Annotated in this window: 13 protein-coding genes, 1 tRNA gene and 1 riboswitch; of the genes, 11 read left to right on the top strand and 3 right to left on the bottom strand. The window is 49.8% G+C overall.

What is annotated here, in order from left to right; all coding sequences use genetic code 11:
• From JR338_03060 to JR338_03050, 3 genes are read left to right on the top strand one after another with little or no spacing between them, the layout of a single operon-like run.
• On the top strand, positions 1-2,142 hold the full coding sequence (locus tag JR338_03060; protein QRN83751.1) for an RNA-binding transcriptional accessory protein: 2,142 nt from the start codon (positions 1-3) through the stop codon (positions 2,140-2,142).
• Positions 2,139-3,908 carry an ABC transporter ATP-binding protein gene (locus JR338_03055; protein ID QRN83750.1) on the top strand — a complete coding sequence of 590 codons (1,770 nt, stop codon included), beginning with the start codon at positions 2,139-2,141 and terminating at the stop codon, positions 3,906-3,908. The genes JR338_03060 and JR338_03055 overlap by 4 nt, the downstream gene beginning before the upstream one ends.
• Positions 3,909-3,910: 2 nt before the next feature.
• Positions 3,911-5,728: an ABC transporter ATP-binding protein gene (locus JR338_03050; GenBank protein ID QRN83749.1), complete on the top strand. Its 1,818-nt coding sequence runs from the start codon at positions 3,911-3,913 to the stop codon at positions 5,726-5,728.
• 58 nt (positions 5,729-5,786) lie between these two features.
• Here JR338_03050 and JR338_03045 read toward each other — a convergent pair whose 3' ends face one another.
• A complete protein-coding gene (locus JR338_03045) occupies positions 5,787-6,422 on the bottom strand; it encodes a sterol desaturase family protein (GenBank protein QRN83748.1) in 636 nt (211 codons plus the stop codon).
• Between the two features lie 190 nt (positions 6,423-6,612).
• Positions 6,613-6,706, top strand: a riboswitch (glycine riboswitch).
• A 109-nt stretch (positions 6,707-6,815) separates the two neighbouring features.
• Between JR338_03045 and gcvH the strand changes: the two genes are divergently transcribed.
• From gcvH to JR338_03020, 5 genes are all read left to right on the top strand, one after another.
• Positions 6,816-7,208, top strand: coding sequence for a glycine cleavage system protein GcvH (gene gcvH / locus JR338_03040; protein QRN83747.1), 393 nt, complete (start codon positions 6,816-6,818; stop codon positions 7,206-7,208).
• Entirely contained in the window at positions 7,208-8,563 is a 1,356-nt protein-coding gene (gcvPA, locus tag JR338_03035) for an aminomethyl-transferring glycine dehydrogenase subunit GcvPA (protein ID QRN83746.1), read from the top strand. The genes gcvH and gcvPA overlap by 1 nt, the downstream gene beginning before the upstream one ends.
• Positions 8,556-10,013, top strand: coding sequence for an aminomethyl-transferring glycine dehydrogenase subunit GcvPB (gcvPB, locus tag JR338_03030; protein ID QRN83745.1), 1,458 nt, complete (start codon positions 8,556-8,558; stop codon positions 10,011-10,013). The genes gcvPA and gcvPB overlap by 8 nt, the downstream gene beginning before the upstream one ends.
• 250 nt (positions 10,014-10,263) lie before the next feature.
• The gene (locus JR338_03025; protein ID QRN83744.1) at positions 10,264-11,061 is read left to right on the top strand and encodes a SagB/ThcOx family dehydrogenase; all 798 of its coding nucleotides are present in this window, start codon (positions 10,264-10,266) and stop codon (positions 11,059-11,061) included.
• Between the two features lie 47 nt (positions 11,062-11,108).
• Positions 11,109-12,245, top strand: coding sequence for an alpha/beta hydrolase (locus JR338_03020; GenBank protein ID QRN83743.1), 1,137 nt, complete (start codon positions 11,109-11,111; stop codon positions 12,243-12,245).
• Positions 12,246-12,299: 54 nt separating this feature from the next.
• Here the strand turns inward: JR338_03020 and xth are convergent, their stop codons facing one another.
• A complete protein-coding gene (xth, locus tag JR338_03015; protein ID QRN83742.1) occupies positions 12,300-13,067 on the bottom strand; it encodes an exodeoxyribonuclease III in 768 nt (255 codons plus the stop codon).
• A 140-nt stretch (positions 13,068-13,207) separates the two neighbouring features.
• On the opposite strand from xth, the gene JR338_03010 reads away from it, so the two are divergent.
• Entirely contained in the window at positions 13,208-14,602 is a 1,395-nt protein-coding gene (locus JR338_03010; protein ID QRN83741.1) for a peptidoglycan DD-metalloendopeptidase family protein, read from the top strand.
• Positions 14,603-14,639: 37 nt separating this feature from the next.
• Here JR338_03010 and JR338_03005 read toward each other — a convergent pair.
• Positions 14,640-14,722: transfer RNA gene (locus tag JR338_03005), tRNA-Leu, on the bottom strand.
• Positions 14,723-14,793: 71 nt separating this feature from the next.
• Here JR338_03005 and plsX point away from each other — a divergent pair.
• Together plsX and JR338_02995 are read left to right on the top strand one after the other, a co-directional pair.
• The gene (plsX, locus tag JR338_03000; protein ID QRN83740.1) at positions 14,794-15,792 is read left to right on the top strand and encodes a phosphate acyltransferase PlsX; all 999 of its coding nucleotides are present in this window, start codon (positions 14,794-14,796) and stop codon (positions 15,790-15,792) included.
• A 12-nt stretch (positions 15,793-15,804) separates the two neighbouring features.
• Positions 15,805-16,506 carry a hypothetical protein gene (locus JR338_02995; protein ID QRN83739.1) on the top strand — a complete coding sequence of 234 codons (702 nt, stop codon included), beginning with the start codon at positions 15,805-15,807 and terminating at the stop codon, positions 16,504-16,506.
• Positions 16,507-16,509 lie beyond the last annotated feature (3 nt).

Here is a 16,509-nt window from a genome sequence, read left to right as displayed (position 1 = left end):
ATGAACTTGATCAAAACCATTGCAGCACAACTAAACCTCCCCGTTGGCAAAGTCCAAAACACTATTGATCTACTCGATCAGGGCAACACCATCCCCTTTATCGCCCGTTACCGCAAAGAAGTGACCGGAACGCTTGACGAAGAACAGATCCGTAATATCAATGAGACCTGGGAACGGCTGAAGAGCCTTGAGGAACGTCGGGAAATCATCCTTCAAACCATTTCTGAACAAGGCAAACTCACCGACGAACTGAAACAATCCATTCTCGAAGCCTCAACCATGACCGCCCTGGAGGACCTCTACCAACCCTACCGGCCCAAACGACGCACGCGTGCGATGATTGCCCGCGAAAAAGGCCTAGAACCCCTTGCGACGTTGATTATCGAGCAACAGAAAAAGAATCAAAGTTTATCCGCTTTAGTCAAGCCCTTCCTGACCGATCAGGTGACCTCAATGGAAGATGCTCTGGCCGGAGCGAAAGACATCGTGGCGGAAGAAATCAGTGAAAATGCCCTGGTCCGACAACTTACTCGAGAAAAGGGACTAAAATTCGGGAAGATTTCTTCCGAAAAGGTGCCGGACGTCAAAGATGAACGGGAAGTCTTCCAAATTTACTACCAATTCGAATGCGCTCTGAAATACCTCCGTCCCCATCAGGTCCTGGCCCTCAATCGAGGTGAGCGCGAGAAAATCCTGCGGGTGAAGATCACCATAGATGAACGCGATTGGCGTACGGCCATTCGCTCCCAATTTTCACCCAATCGCCGTTCCCTCTTCTTTGACGCGCTCAACGAAGCCTCGGATGATTGCGCCAACCGCCTGCTCCTGCCATCCATTGAACGTGATATTCGCAACTCACTGACGGAGGACGCAGACACCCACGCCATTGACCTCTTCGCCAAGAATCTCAAAGCCTTGCTGACCCAGCCGCCCTTGGCGGATCAGGTGATCTTGGCCATTGACCCGGGCTTTCGTACCGGCAGCAAGATTGCTGTGATTGATGAGACCGGAAAATTACTGGAAACCGGAACCATCTACCCCCATCCACCTCAAAATCAACGCGACAAGGCCAAACAGATCATCAATGCTCTGGTTGCAAAATACCATATTACGCTGATTGTGATCGGCAATGGCACCGCTTCACGCGAGACGGAGATGCTGGCTGCTGAAATCACCCAGGAGAATGCCAATCTACACTACCTGATCACCAGTGAAGCCGGCGCTAGTGTCTATAGCGCCAGCAAACTGGCCCGCAAGGAATTCCCAGATCTGGATGTCTCGATTCGCGGCGCTGTCTCCATTGGCCGCCGTGTGCAGGACCCACTGGCGGAGTTGGTCAAGATCGACCCGAAATCCATCGGCGTCGGCTTATATCAACATGATGTCAACCAGGCAAACCTCAATAACGCTCTGAATCAAGTGGTCGAGTCGGTTGTGAACTCGGTTGGCGTGGAGCTAAATACAGCTTCCAGTGCCCTGCTCACGCACATCGTGGGGATTGGCCCCAGTCTGGCGGAAAAGGTTGTTCAATACCGCGAAGAAAACGGCCCATTCCAAACCCGGGAAGCCGTCAAGAATGTCCCAGGTATGGGACCAAAGTCCTTTGAGCAAGCTGCCGGCTTCCTCCGCATCCGTGAAGGGGCCAACCCACTGGATGCCACAGCCATCCATCCTGAAAGCTATGACGTCGCTACCAAAGTTTTAGATAGACTCCAGTTACCTGAAATCACATCCACTTCTGACCGGATCAAACGTGTCCAAAAATTTACGGAATACACCGACCTCAACGCCCTGGCGAAATCCGTGAACACTGGCGTCCCAACCCTGACGGACATCCTGGATGAGATCGCTCGCCCTGGCCGTGACCCCCGGGAAGACCTCCCCAAACCTATTTTACGCGTGGATGTATTGAAAATGGATGACCTGACACCAGGGATGCAATTAAAGGGTACAATTCGGAATGTCGTTGATTTTGGCGCCTTCGTTGATATTGGCGTCAAAACCGATGGTCTCCTCCATCGTTCAAGAATTCCGCGTCAAATCCAATTACAGGTCGGGGACATCATAGATGTCATCATTCAATCCATCGACAAGGATCGGAATCGGATTGCCCTGGAAATGAAAGATAGCAACCCTTCATGACAGTACAAGCCGCAGATAATATCTCTGAATTCAGTTTCAAGACAAAATACAAGACCAATCGAAACTCAGCAGGTCTTTGGATCTCCTCTCATGCCATTCACCAATGGCCCTGGATCATCATGGCCCTGATCGGTGCGATCAGCAATGCCGCCCTGGCCGGCGTTGTGCCGATCTATATCGGCAAGGCCTTCAATGAGGTGATTAAAGGCTCCCCCTCGCTCGCCATTATCGGACGCTATGCCCTGATCATTGGGCTTTCGCAAGTCCTTCGAGGTTTCCTGCAATTCACCCGTAATTTTGGCTTCGAGATCATCGCACAGAAAATTGAACGCGTAGTTCGCCAGGAACTCTATGTGAACCTTCTGGGTAAGAGTATGACCTTCCACAACCTCCAATCCGTTGGCGATTTGATGGCAAGGGCAACCAATGATGTTCGCGAAGTAAATTACATGTTCAGCCCTGGGTTCAATCTGGTGATCGGCTCATTGAATTTCCTCTTTATCCCGCTCTTCGTCGGGCCAAGTTACAATCCCGCGTTAATCGTTGCGCCAACATTTTTTATCGTTCTTTACGTTCTCGCACTCTGGCATTACCTGAGAATCCTCAATCCTGTAACCAACACCGTTCGTCAGAATTTTGGTCAACTTAACAGCCGTTTGGCGGAAGCCATCGACGGTGTTGAAATTGTCAAAGGTTCCGCCCAGGAAGATGCTGAAATCAATCGGTTCCGTGATAACGCCATCGCCTACCGAGACGCATCCGTCTTTCAGGGTGATATCGAAAGTCGCTTCTTGCCGATGCTCCTATTGGGCATCACCATGGCGCTTGGTCTGGGTCATGCGTTGTACCTCCTGCAGCAAGGGGCGATCAATATCGGGGATGTTATCTCCTATTTTGGCACCCTCTCTCTTCTCGGCTTCCCCACCTTCACCTCCCTGTTCGCTTACTCCCAAATCTCCCTGGGATTTGCCGGTGCTCGCCGGATCCTGCAATTGATGAATACAGAAAACAAACTGGATCAGAACGTTACAGGCTATGATAAGCCAATTACAGGTGAGATCACCTTCGATCACGTGTCCTTCGGCTACAACGACGAAGAAACCTGCCTGGAGAAAATAAACATCAAGATCACGCCAGGCCAGACAGTTGCCATCGTGGGTCAAACCGGCTCCGGCAAGACCTCCCTGGTCAAGTTGATCAACCGAACATTTGATGTGCGTTCAGGCTCAGTCAAAGTGGATGGTGTAGATGTTAGGGATTGGTATTTGGAAGCCTTACGTAACCAAATCTCCATCATTGAACAGGACATCTTCCTCTTCTCCCGCTCCATTGCGGATAATATCGCCTTTGGTAAACCGGACGCCACCCGGGATGAAATCATTCAGGCAGCTAAAGAGGCTCAGGCGCATGAATTTATCCTCTCGTTTGAGAACGGCTACGACACCATCATCGGTGAACGCGGCACGACCCTTTCCGGTGGTCAGCGCCAGCGTCTGGCCCTGGCCCGTGCCTTCCTGACCTCGCCTCGTATCCTGATCCTGGACGATTCGACAAGTGCGATTGACAGCGAGACCGAGGACAAGATCCAGCAAGCCATCTTCCGGGCTGCAGAGGGTCGCACCACGCTGATCATCACCCACCGCCTATCCCAGATCCGGTGGGCCAATCAAATCGTCGTCATGCGCAAAGGCAAGATCTCAGCAATCGGAACGCATGAAGAGTTAATGCAAACATCACCTTCTTACCAGAAGATATTTAGCGAGTAATTATGGGTTTCTTTTCAGGCTTAGGCGCAGAACAATACGACCGTCAATATACCGACAAAAAACTCTTGAAGAGAATTGTTGATTACTTCAAGGTACAATCTCAGCGCTTGATTGTCATTGTTATCACAATCATCTTTCGAGCCTCCATTGAAGCCGCGACTCCGGTCATTGTAGCAAAAGGATTGGACCAGGTGACCGCCGAGACTGTTTCCACCCAGTTCATCCTAACCCTCTCCTGCATCGTGTTGGCGCTTGGACTCGTCAGCTGGGTGTGCAACCTGTTGCTGCGCCGTAATTCAGCACGGACCATTGCAGAGCTCTCCCGACAACTTTCCACCGATGCCTTCAAAGCCTCGGTGCGCCAGGACTTATCTTTTCACGATAATTTCTCCTCCGGCAAGATCGTCTCTCGGATCACATCCGACACACGTGAATTTGGTCAACTGGTCACCATCACGACCGACGTGCTCATGCACCTCTTCACGTCCATTATCCTGGGTGTCATCCTATTGCAAACAGAATGGCGATTGGCATTGGCGATTTTCATCCTCGTGCCGCTGCTCTTTGTCCTGGTGCTCCAATATCGCCATGCCGCCCGTAAGGTGACCCGCGAGGGTATGCGGGCAATGGCCAACGTCAATTCCACCATCAAGGAAACGGTCAGCGGGATCGCCATTGCCAAAAACTTCCGCCAGGAAGAAGCAATTTACAAAGAATTTGACGAAGCCAACCAGACCTCATACAAGGTCAATATTCGGCGTGGTTTCATCCTCTCCATAGTCTTCCCGATCCTCCGCACGGTCGGTGGGATCGCCACGGCCTTGCTGGTATATTATGGGGCAATGACCGTCCTGCAAGGGCTCGTGACAGCTGGCGCATGGTACCTTTTTCTCTCAACTCTGGACAGGTTCCTCTTCCCCGTAATGAGCATTTCCTCTTTCTGGACTCAGGTGCAGACTGGCCTTTCAGCGGCAGAACGCATCTTCGCCCTGATTGACGCAAAACATTCCGTCAAACAGGTGGAAGATATCAAACCAGATCGCTTGCTTGGCCGGATTGATATGAACCATGTGGATTTCAGCTATACACCGGACGAACCCATCCTGCAAGACTTCTCTCTGCATATCAAACCGGGGGAAACATTAGCCCTCGTAGGGCATACTGGTGCCGGGAAAACCTCCATCGGCCGCCTGATCACCCGTTTTTACGAATTCCAGGGTGGCGAAATCCTGATCGATGGGATTGATATCCGCCGCTTCAATCTGATTGCCCTCCGCCGCCAAATGGGGATCGTCTCCCAGGTGCCTTTCCTGTTTTCAGGTACCGTTGAGGATAATATCAATTATGGCTGCCCCGGCTGCGCCAAACATGACATCCTGCGGATTGCACGGCAAATAGGGGACGGGGAATGGCTGGAAACGCTGCCAAACGGTTTAGATACCGAGGTGGGAGAGCGCGGTTCACAGCTCTCGATGGGCCAGCGGCAACTCGTTGCCCTGATGCGGGTTCTGATGCAGAAACCCTCCATCTTCATCCTAGACGAGGCCACTGCCAGCATTGATCCCTTCACCGAAACCCAGATCCAAACCGCCTTGGATTTGATCCTTGCGGAGACCACCAGCATCCTGATCGCCCACCGCCTTTCCACCGTGAAATCTGCAGACCGGATCCTGGTCATGCGCCAAGGCGAGATCATTGAAGCGGGTAACCACCAGGACCTTCTGTCGCAAGGCAAGCATTACGCTGAACTCTATAACACCTACTTCCGCCACCAGTCCCTGGCTTATGTGGAAGAGTCGAAAAAATACGTCAGAAAATAGCCCCATTATATTGACATCAAAAAGCGCCCTCTTGGGCGCTTTTCTATTTCAAAACAACTTATTTTTCAGGGGGCATTGTATTGAACACATAATCCCATAAGGGATTGGAGACACCAAAGCGTTTATCCGGGGTCTGGAAGTGATGATGCATATGGTTGTGCCGAACCATACGAAAATAACCCTTTTTGATTGGAAAATGATGCGTGCCATAGTGGATCATGTCATAAGCTATATATCCCGTTATAAATCCCGAAAACACCGGCGACACCCAATTCGGGGCCATCAGAACATAAGTGAAGAGGAGATAATAGAGGCCGAAAAACACCAAAGCCAGGGGTATACTCACTGCCGGCGGCATCACCAGGCGGGTCTTATCCCGTGGCTGCGCATGGTGAACGCCGTGCATCAGGAATGAGAGCCGCTTCTGCCATTCATTCTTCGGCGGGAAATGGAACAGGAAACGGTGCAAGGTGTATTCTGCGAAAGTCCACAGGAACAAACCCAAAAGAAAGCCCAGCACGATGGTTAATGCTCCGCTGCCATCCAAAGCGATGCTGCGATAAAGGAAATATCCGACAACTGGTACCCAAATCACCAACACCGCGATTGGGCTGATGTGCGTAAAGAATTCCAGGAAATCAGCTTTGAATAAGCGGATCGGTTCTTCGTTATGAGCAACTTTTGATTCAGCCATTTGTACCCTCCAATAAATAACACTAAACCATAGTTTTAATATACATCATTTCTCGCTTGCAATATCAAACCCAAATCACACCTATACCAACCATTCAGAATGACTATCCGCTTACAAAACGAATATCAAATAGACCGATGCATGCTTGACATTTACTTAAGCAGCTTTTAAAATTCATTTGGCAACTGTTGGAAGTTAATGGGAAGAGTCCGCCGATTTTGGACGGCACCGAAGGGGCAAGGCCACAAGCTGAAACTCTCAGGTAAATGGACCCATTAAATAGACACCTCTGAAATACCGGCAACCGCTTCGGATGACGAATGGATCCCAAAGGCAGATTGACAGAGGACACGCTGAATTCTTTGTCCATAATTTAATTTTAGGAGTAATTACATGAGCACACCAATGGGATTAAAATACGCAAAAACAGACGAATGGGTCAAACTTGAGGGTGATGTCGCCACAATTGGTATCTCCGACTACGCTCAGGAACAGCTTTCCGATGTCGTCTATGTCGAACTCGCTGTTGAACCCGGTGACACCGTCAGCAAGGGCGACGCTATTGCCACTGTTGAGTCAGTGAAAGCTGCCGCCGATGTGAACTTCCCCGCCGATGGCGAAATTATTGAGATCAATGAAGCCGTTACTGAAAATCCGGAAACCTTGAACTCAGATCCCTATGACAAGGGCTGGCTGCTCAAAATGAAACTGTCCGATCCTGCCCAGTTGGATGATCTGATGGATGCAGACGCCTACGACGCCTACAATGAAAGCCGTGAGGGATAATGTTCACCCCTCACACTCCCCAAGAAATTGAGGAGATGCTGAAGGTTATTGGGGCTGAGACAATCGAAGAGCTTTTCGACAAGGTTCCGGAAAATTTCCGTTATCCGGAACTAAACATACCTGAGGGTCTTTCCGAAATGGAAATTGCCTCAGAACTTAAGGAAATCGCTTCGGCTAACGCCACAACGGATGAGTTCGTCTCATTCCTCGGGGCCGGCGCATATAATCATTACATCCCGGCCGCAGTGGATATGATCCTGCGCCGCGGTGAGTTTTATACCGCCTACACCCCCTATCAACCTGAAGTATCTCAAGGAACCCTCCAGGCCATTTTCGAATTCCAATCCCTGATGACGGAATTGACAGGCATGGATGTGAGCAACGCCTCACATTACGATGGCGCCACCGCAACCGCTGAGGCTGCCAATCTGGCCTATCATTTCTTCCGCGGGAAACGAAAGAAAATCTTGGTCTCGCGATCCGTAAATCCCCAATACCGCGAAACACTCCGCACCTATATGTCCGGCCTGGAAAATGTCCAGGTGATTGGTGACGAACCGGCGGCGGGAACATCCAGCGATCTCAACAAAATGCTGGCTCTGATTGACAAAGATACCGCCCTCGTCATTGTCCAATACCCCGATTTCTTCGGCCGCATTATTGACTATACGAAGTTAGTTGAAGCAGCCCATAGCCAAGGCGCACTGGTGGCTTTTGTGTTCAACCCCACCGCACTGGGTCTTCTCAAACCGCCCGGAGACTTTGATGTCGATATCGCAGTTGGCGAAGGCCAACCCCTTGGCATCCCCCTCTCCTATGGTGGCCCCTATCTCGGTATTTTCACCGTCAAAGATAAATATGTCCGCAAGCTGGCCGGCCGCCTAGTCGGTGAGACGGTTGACGAAGCAGGTGAACGCGCCTTCGTCCTCACGCTCACAGCGCGCGAACAACATATCCGCCGCGAGAAATCCACATCCAATATCTGCACCAATCAGGGTTTGATGGTCCTCGCCGCGACGGTTTACCTCAGTTTGCTGGGCAAGGCAGGGTTCAAACAAGTTGCCGATCTCTGCTATCAAAAGGCCCATTACGCTGCGGAACAGATCAGTAAAATTGACGGCTATGAACTGGCTTTCCCGGATACCCCCTTCTTCCACGAATTCGTGTTAACCACGCCGAAACCCGTCAGCATGATCAACGACCATCTACAGGAACACTGGATCCTGGGCGGGTATGACCTCAGCCAGGATTACCCGGACATGAAGAACAAGATGCTCATCGCTGTCACGGAAAAGATCTCCAAAGACGATATAGACGACCTTGTCGCCGTATTGCAGGAGGCCGATCATGATTGAACCTACCATCTACGAACTCTCCCAATCCGGTCGAAAAGGCGTCACTTTTGCCAAGTCCGATGTTCCGCATTACGATCTGCCAACGGAACTCCAGCGGGATTCACTCCATCTACCGCAACTTTCTGAGTTGGATGTCACCCGGCATTTCACCCACCTCTCCCAATTGAACTACTCAATTGATGGTGGCTACTATCCACTTGGGTCCTGCACGATGAAATACAACCCCAAGATCAACGAGGAAATGGCCCGTTTGCCAGGTTTGGCCAACGCACATCCCCTCCAACCGCTAGTTACCGTGCAAGGCGAGCTCTACCTGATGTACCAACTTCAGGAATGGCTGCAGGAACTCAGCGGCTTCCACAGCGTCACCATCCAACCCTCCGCTGGCGCGCAGGGCGAGTTGGTCGGCGCGATGATCATCAAGAAATACCACCAGGTAAACAATTCACCGCTGCGGACCAAAATCCTGATCCCCGATTCCGCCCACGGCACCAATCCTGCGACCTCCTCCATGAGTGGGTTCAAGGTGGTTGCCTTGCCCTCGGATGAACGCGGCAATGTGGATCTGGAAGCGCTCAAAGCCGAATGTGATGAAACCCTGGCTGGCCTGATGCTGACCAACCCCAACACACTGGGCCTCTTTGATGAGAACGTCCTCGAAGTGATCCGCCTGGTACACGAAGCCGGCGGCCTGGTTTATGGCGATGGCGCTAACCTGAACGCCTTGCTTGGGATCGTTCGCCCCGGCGACCTCGGCTTTGACATCATCCACTTCAACCTACACAAGACCTTCTCCACCCCGCACGGTGGTGGTGGCCCTGGGTCCGGCCCCGTGGGCGTCTCAGAAGCCCTGGCGGAATACCTCCCCAGTCCGATTGTCACAATCCTTGAGGAAGGTGACGACGAAACGCCACCCTTCTTTGGGTTCTACACCCCCAAGTTATCCATCGGCCGCATGAAAGCCTTCTACGGGCAATTTGGGGTGCATATCCGTGCCTTTACCTATATTGCTATGTTAGGCGCTTCTGGGCTGCGAGATGTGGCTGAGAAGGCCGTTCTGAACGCCAATTACCTGATGGCCAAGGTCAAAGAAGACTATCCGCTCCCCTATGACCGGACCTGCATGCATGAATTTGTTGTGGAAGGTACCTGGAAGGATCTGCCCGATATTCACGCGCTGGATGTCGCCAAACGCCTGATGGATTACGGCTTCCATCCGCCAACAAACTACTTCCCTCTGATCGTCCATGAAGCATTGATGATCGAGCCGACTGAAACGGAAAGCATGCAGACGCTGGACGCCTTCGCTGCGGCCATGAAAGCCATTGCCAAAGAAGCTCGCGAAGATCCTGAACTCCTGCATACGGCACCGCATAACACGCCCATCCGCCGCTGCGACGAAGTCAAAGCCGCCCGAGATTTGGTGCTCTGCTGCTGGATGCCGAAATAACAATTTCATTCCACTAAAATTAAAAATAGAGGCGCATTTAGCGCCTCTATTTCTTTTACTTCTCTCCCTTCCACATCTTATTACTAGCTGAGATCGCAAAGATATTCTTCAGGGAAAGAAATTAGCTCAACTTAAGACCCTTAATTATTAAATATACTTCTTTCTATCATTGATATTATTGAATTTATAATTATAATTATAAAAGATTAGGTCCTTGCATTTAAATAATATAGAGATGGGAATTAACAAAATGATAGACCAAACTCGGATTGAAGAAATCAAGGCTGAACTGATTCAAAAAGAACGAGACGAATTGCGAGCGTACAAATTCACCAATACAGAAGTTCCCGATGAATGTTTCACCTCAGATCAGATGTCGGATGTCCCCGCCCCACCCCTTGAAAAAGCCATACCAGCAGACGCAATCCTTATTGATCTGCCCTCAATTGATGAGATTTCTCTTGGTACGATGCCATTGATCCAGGTATTTAAAAAGCGGCGCAGTCACCGGGTGTTCACCGATGAACATCTCTCAATTGAAGAGTTGGCCTTCCTTTGCTGGTCCGTTGCCGGCGTACACGAAATCGGACCGAAAAACATCTGGACCAAACGAACCTCTCCTTCAGGTGGCGCCCGTCACCCCTTTGAAACCTACCTGGTCGTCCAACGGGTTGAAGGTCTTGAACCTGGGATTTATCGGTATTCAGGCCTCCAAAACAAATTAGTCCTGGTGAAAACCGGCAGTGATTTTTGTCAATATTTGGCGGACAACGCCATGCAAAATTTTGTGAAAGACAGCGCAGTGGTCTTCATCTGGACGGTCGTCCCCTACCGCAACGAGTGGCGTTATCTCTTTACTTCCGCAAGGGAAATGGCTATGGATATTGGCCATTATTGTGAGAATTTATATCTCGCCGCCGAGTCGATTGGCACAGGGACCTGTGGTGTGGCCAGCTACGAACAGGACCTTCTGGACGAAATGCTGGAAGTGGATGGCAAAGATGAATTCACGATCTACATTGCCCCAGTCGGAAGAATAACTGAATAAAACTTCCACCAGCATTCAGTGAACCAGATTCTGCTTAGGAGATTGTCATGCCAGTAACAGAGATCGACAAAACCACAGGCAGCCTAAATCCACCAATTACAGTTGCTCTCCGTTCGGAAATATTGGGAGAAGCTCGAAAAATCTATATCCAGTTACCCGAAGGCTATGGTCAATGCCAAAGAAACTATCCGGTCTTTATTGTCCTGGATGGCGAGTGGTTGTTTGATATTGTTAGAGCGAATCTTCTCTTTTATTCCGATGTCGAGGTCATGGGTAATATCCTGCCCAAAATGATCCTTGTGGGAATTGAAAATACTGACCGTGACCGCGATTTTGTCCCGACGCCTGATCCTCAGGATCCACCTATGTTCAAAACCGCGGGCAAGGCAGACATTTTCGCTAAATTCCTTTCTCAGGAGCTATTTCCATACCTCGAACACGAATACCAAGTATTACCGGATCGCACAGTTCTCGGCTGGTCATTCAGCGGCTTGTTTGCACTATATGCTGTCGTTCAGCTTCAGGACTTATTTGATAACTACCTTTGCCTTGGCCCAGCCATCTGGTGGGATAATGAACTTGTCATTCGGCTCTTTAAAGAAACCCCACTCAGAAACAAGAAACGAGCTGTCATCACCTGTGGGACGGATGAAAGAGGCGGTGAGGTCTACGAATCCGTTCAAAACCTGCTAAAGTTTCTCGAAGATGAAAAACCAGCCAACTTTGATTTTGAATATCTCGAGTTTGATGATGTTGGACACAGCTGGAGTGTCCCGCAAGCCATCGCTCAGGGATTACTCCACCTTTTCAAAGGTTATGTCCCCAAAGACGAGATCAAAACCACCGCAGCACTGAAAGAGTATTATAAAAATCTATCTGATCTTTGGGGCTATGATGTCATTGCCCCCGACTGGTTCTTACTGGATTTGATGAACAGACTTTGGGAGGCTGATGACAGAGATTCGGCATTTGAAGTGTTAGAGATCCTCCTCGTTCATCACCCCAATTCCTCCCTGGCACATTTCTACCGTGGGAAATACCTGGCTCTGCTTAACCAAATGCCCGAAGCACTCGAATCCTACTGGGAAGCACTTAAGGTGGAATTATCCCATCCGGTGCCAAATAACATTTACCTGCGAAGTTACCGAAAGAAATTTGAAGAATTCTCTAAAACATCAAATTAAAAAATAGACCCGCTTGTTGTTGCAAGCGGGTAATGAATCTTGGTTGTTTTATTCTTATTCATCCTTCAAAGTCAGACTCACTGGGCAATGATCAGATCCCATAATGTCATCGTGGATCACAACATCCTCCACCTGATCCATCAGGCTTTCCGACACCAAATAATAGTCCAACCGCCAGCCAACATTTCTGGCCCGGGCATTCATCCGATAAGTCCACCAGGTATATCCAACTTGCTCAGGATAAAGCTGCCGGTACGCATCCACAAAGCCATGTTCGAGATACTTATCAATCCAAACCCGTTCCTCGGGTAAAAAACCTGTGTTCTTTGAATTGGATTTCGGATTCGCCAGGTCAATTTCATTATGAGCGGTATTGAAATCGCCGGTGATGATGACCTTCTTACCTTCCTGATGTAGCCCATCACATATTTTCAGCAGTTCATCGTAGAATTCCAACTTATAGGGCACTCGGGCATTTTCCTGGCCGCCATTTGGGAAATAAATATTATAGAGGTAAATATCGCCGAATTGTGAGCGGATCACCCGACCTTCAATGTCAAATTTCTCCAGGCCAAAGCCCTTTTCAACACCATCCGGGAATTGCTTATAGAATGTTGCCGTACCGCTGTAGCCTTTACGTTCTGCGGGATTCCAAACCACCTCATAGCCGGCTAAAGTCGCTTCTTCGTCGGTAAGTTGGTCCCTTTGGACCTTAATTTCCTGTAAACAAAGCACATCCGGATCCACCTCGGGCACCCAATCCAGCGCTTTCTTCTTCAAAACGGCTCGATACCCATTGACATTCCACGTCGTTATCTTCACGTCGGCACCTTTCACTTCCCATAGAGCCTATGGTAAACTTGGTAGTTGAATTTATATCAGATCCATGTAAATATCCTACTGATTTTACTCAGCCCTATCCAAATTATAAAGGCTGATTCAAAATAATGAAGACTCTTGTCATGAAAAATCCCACTCGACGTACCTTAGCCCTTCTGGCTGTCCTTCTGTTCCTCATCATCTCACCAGTATATGCCGTGAATGCGCTTCCGAATTCGCAGGAAGGGAACCCCATCTATATCGTCCAAGCTGGTGACACACTCAGTTCCATTGCCGTCCGTTTCGGCGTGGATGCAGATGCCATTCAGGCTGCCAACGGCATCACCGACGCGAACACCCTTGCCATCGGTCAGCAATTGATCATTCCAGGGCTGGAAGGGGTTTCTGGCCTGTTGACCACAGAGGTCGTACCCTTTGGAGCGACATTCGACTCCCTCTTGCGTAAATACCAGCTTGATGCAGCGGCTTTGATTAAGGTCAACCGTCTCACAAGTCGTTCAGAGGCCATCGCTGGTGTAGATCTTATCATTGCGCTCAATGAAGAGGGCACCTTAACCCCACTCTCCACTGTAAACGATGGCGAAACCCTTCTGGAGGCGGCCATCCAAACCGGGAATTCTCCCTGGCTTCTGTCAGAACAAAACCAACTGGAGGGTTCTTGGGACCTGATGGCTGGAGATGTCATCTATGGTCTGTTGGAAGAAACACCGGTGAACGATGGCACCCTTTCGATGACCACCATCACCATCAACCCGCTGCCTATCCTCCAGGGCGAAACCCTAGAAATCGGCGTAATTGGAGTCCAGGGCACGACATACACCGGGTCATTCAATGGTGAAGCGCTGCCATTCTACTCAGACGATGGCGCTCAATTCTACAGCTTCCACGGCATCCAAGCCCAGGCCGAAACCGGGATCTATCCCCTATCCATCACAGCCACTCATGCGGATGGCACAACTCAAACCTTTGAACAATTAGTGCTCCTGCAGGATGTCAATTACGGTTTCCAAAATGTTTATGTGGATACCGGTCTGGATCCTGATGAGATTGCTGATGAAGAGAGTTTCCTGGCAGAAGCGCTCAGCAGCCCATCTGCCGAACGTTATTGGGATGGCATCTTTTATTACCCCGTGGATGAACCCTGCCTAAGCAGTTATTACGGTGCAGACCGGGATTACAATGACGGCAAACTATACTATTACCATACCGGTCAGGACTTTACGGTGTGCGCTACAAATTTGAATATTTATGCCCCTGCTTCTGGCGTTGTCATTGTCGCCCAGGAACTGCCTGTGAAAGGCAATGCGATTTTTATTGATCACGGATGGGGCGTTTATTCCGGCTTTGCTCACCTCTCGTCTTTCAATGTTCAGGTAGGCGATTATGTCGAAGCCGGCGATATCATCGGTCAAATCGGTGATACCGGCCGTTCCGCAGGCCCCCACCTGCATTTTGAAATAAACATCGGCGATACCCCGGTCAATCCCCTGACCTGGCTGGATGAGCTGTTCCCTTAAACAAAACAAGCACAATCAATGTGCTTGTATCGTTCAATGCGCTGGGAGGGAGTCGAACCCTCACGCCTCAGCGGCACGTGGCCCTCAACCACGCCTGTCTGCCAGTTCCAGCACCAGCGCATGAGCCTAGTAATTATATCTAACTTGATTTGGTTGTCAAGCAATTATCAATATTTCTAAAGGAGCATGAAATGACCATTGTTTTAGATGCTATGGGAAGCGATGATCGGCCCGATCCAGAGGTACAGGCTGCCGTTACAGCCTCAAACGAACTGAACGAAAAAGTGATCCTGGTGGGTCCCGAAGAGGTACTCACCCAGAAATTATCTGCCTTGCCTGGTGATCATTCCAAGGTTGAAATTGTCCATGCTCCTGAAGCGCTGGACATGAGCGATCATATAGTTGAGGCCCGCGCCAAGAAACAAAATTCGATGCGGGTTGGGATGGAACTGGTCAAAGCCGGTAAAGCAGATGCCTTTGTCACCGCCGGTAACACCGGTATGGCCATGTATTATGCCAAGAAGGTCTTTGGAGACATCAAAGGCGTCATCCGCCCTTGTCTCTGCGCCGTGTTCCCCGTCAAAGATGGCAAAGCCGTGGTACTCGATATCGGTGCCAATGCGGAATGCCGCCCGGATTTCCTGGTGCAGTTTGCGACCATGGGTAACATCTACGCTAAAACCATGCTGGAAAAGGCTAACCCAAGAATTGGCCTGATCTCCAACGGTGAAGAAGAAGGCAAAGGCAATAACCTCGTTCGGGAGACCTATCCCATGCTAGAGGCCAGCCCCCTGAATTTCATCGGTAACATCGAGGGCAAAGAACTCTTTGGTGGCAAAGCCGATGTTGCTGTAACGGATGGCTTCACGGGCAATGTGATGCTCAAATCCACCGAAGCCGTTGCCAAATTAATTATTGACGTACTCAAAGAAGAATTAATGGGTTCCTTCCGCACAAAAATCGGTGCGGCGTTGGCGAAACCCGCCTTTGGCGCTATCAAGAAGATGCTCGACCCAGCCGAAACGGGTGCAGCCCCCTTGCTGGGGATTGATGCCCTGGTCTTTGTCGGTCACGGCCGGTCCGATGCCCGTGCTATGGTCAGTGCCGTACGCGCTGCCAAGCAAGCAATGGACAATAATCTGCTGGGCGAACTTCGCCAGGCAATTTCAGAAAGCATTATAGAAGAATAAGAGGAAAATGGTATGAAGATTGTTCGAAATGATAAATTGATAAAACGGAATAAAATCATTGGCAATGTTGCATCAATTGCTGGCATCGCCATTTTGATCTTTGGCTTAATTATGAGCTTCGATCAAAACCCCACGAAGACCCTGATTTCCTTCATTGCATTGATCGTTGGTTTTATTATCGCTCAGCTCAGCACCTATTTCGTCACCCGCTTTGGCCGCGAACCACGTTTTGACCAGGTTATTGCTAATAATCTCTCCAAATTAAGCGATGATTACACCTTCTATGTCTACAGTACACCCGTCCCAATGGTGCTTGTAGGTCCTGCCGCCATTTGGATTCCAGTAACCACCATGGCCGGCGGAGAGATTTACTATGACAAGAAATGGAAACAACGCGGCGGCAGGTTGATGCTCAAAATTTTCGGTCAGGAAAATATTGGTAAACCGGCAATGGATATCGATTCGAACATTGAAGTTCTGTCTAAAACCCTCGGTAAAAGTCTGCCTGAAAATAAAGTTCTTCCCATCAAGGGAATTCTGGTCTCCATGCACCCTGATACAATAATTGGAAACGTTGATGAGGCTCCCAATCTTATTGTGACCCCCGACGCGTTACGCCGCACAATCCGTAAATACGATCGTAAAGAAGAAGACGGCATCCAACCCGCCGTATTGATTAATATCAATCGTGCATTAAGTAAGGAAGAAGAATAAACT

The organism is Chloroflexota bacterium, assembly GCA_016887485.1.
GTDB lineage: Bacteria > Chloroflexota > Anaerolineae > Anaerolineales > Anaerolineaceae > Brevifilum.
This window is presented reverse-complemented; position numbering and strand designations above follow the sequence as displayed.

Bases quoted from the DNA above. Each gene is read 5' to 3' on its own strand.
- JR338_03045 (QRN83748.1), bottom strand. From the start codon at position 6,422: ATGGCTGAATCAAAAGTTGCTCATAACGAAGAACCGATCCGCTTATTC.
- plsX (QRN83740.1), top strand. From the start codon at position 14,794: ATGACCATTGTTTTAGATGCTATGGGAAGCGATGATCGGCCCGATCCA.
- JR338_03020 (QRN83743.1), top strand. From the start codon at position 11,109: ATGCCAGTAACAGAGATCGACAAAACCACAGGCAGCCTAAATCCACCA.
- JR338_03055 (QRN83750.1), top strand. From the start codon at position 2,139: ATGACAGTACAAGCCGCAGATAATATCTCTGAATTCAGTTTCAAGACA.
- JR338_03050 (QRN83749.1), top strand. From the start codon at position 3,911: ATGGGTTTCTTTTCAGGCTTAGGCGCAGAACAATACGACCGTCAATAT.
- JR338_03060 (QRN83751.1), top strand. From the start codon at position 1: ATGAACTTGATCAAAACCATTGCAGCACAACTAAACCTCCCCGTTGGC.
- gcvPA (QRN83746.1), top strand. From the start codon at position 7,208: ATGTTCACCCCTCACACTCCCCAAGAAATTGAGGAGATGCTGAAGGTT.
- gcvPB (QRN83745.1), top strand. From the start codon at position 8,556: ATGATTGAACCTACCATCTACGAACTCTCCCAATCCGGTCGAAAAGGC.
- JR338_02995 (QRN83739.1), top strand. From the start codon at position 15,805: ATGAAGATTGTTCGAAATGATAAATTGATAAAACGGAATAAAATCATT.
- JR338_03010 (QRN83741.1), top strand. From the start codon at position 13,208: ATGAAAAATCCCACTCGACGTACCTTAGCCCTTCTGGCTGTCCTTCTG.
- gcvH (QRN83747.1), top strand. From the start codon at position 6,816: ATGAGCACACCAATGGGATTAAAATACGCAAAAACAGACGAATGGGTC.
- JR338_03025 (QRN83744.1), top strand. From the start codon at position 10,264: ATGATAGACCAAACTCGGATTGAAGAAATCAAGGCTGAACTGATTCAA.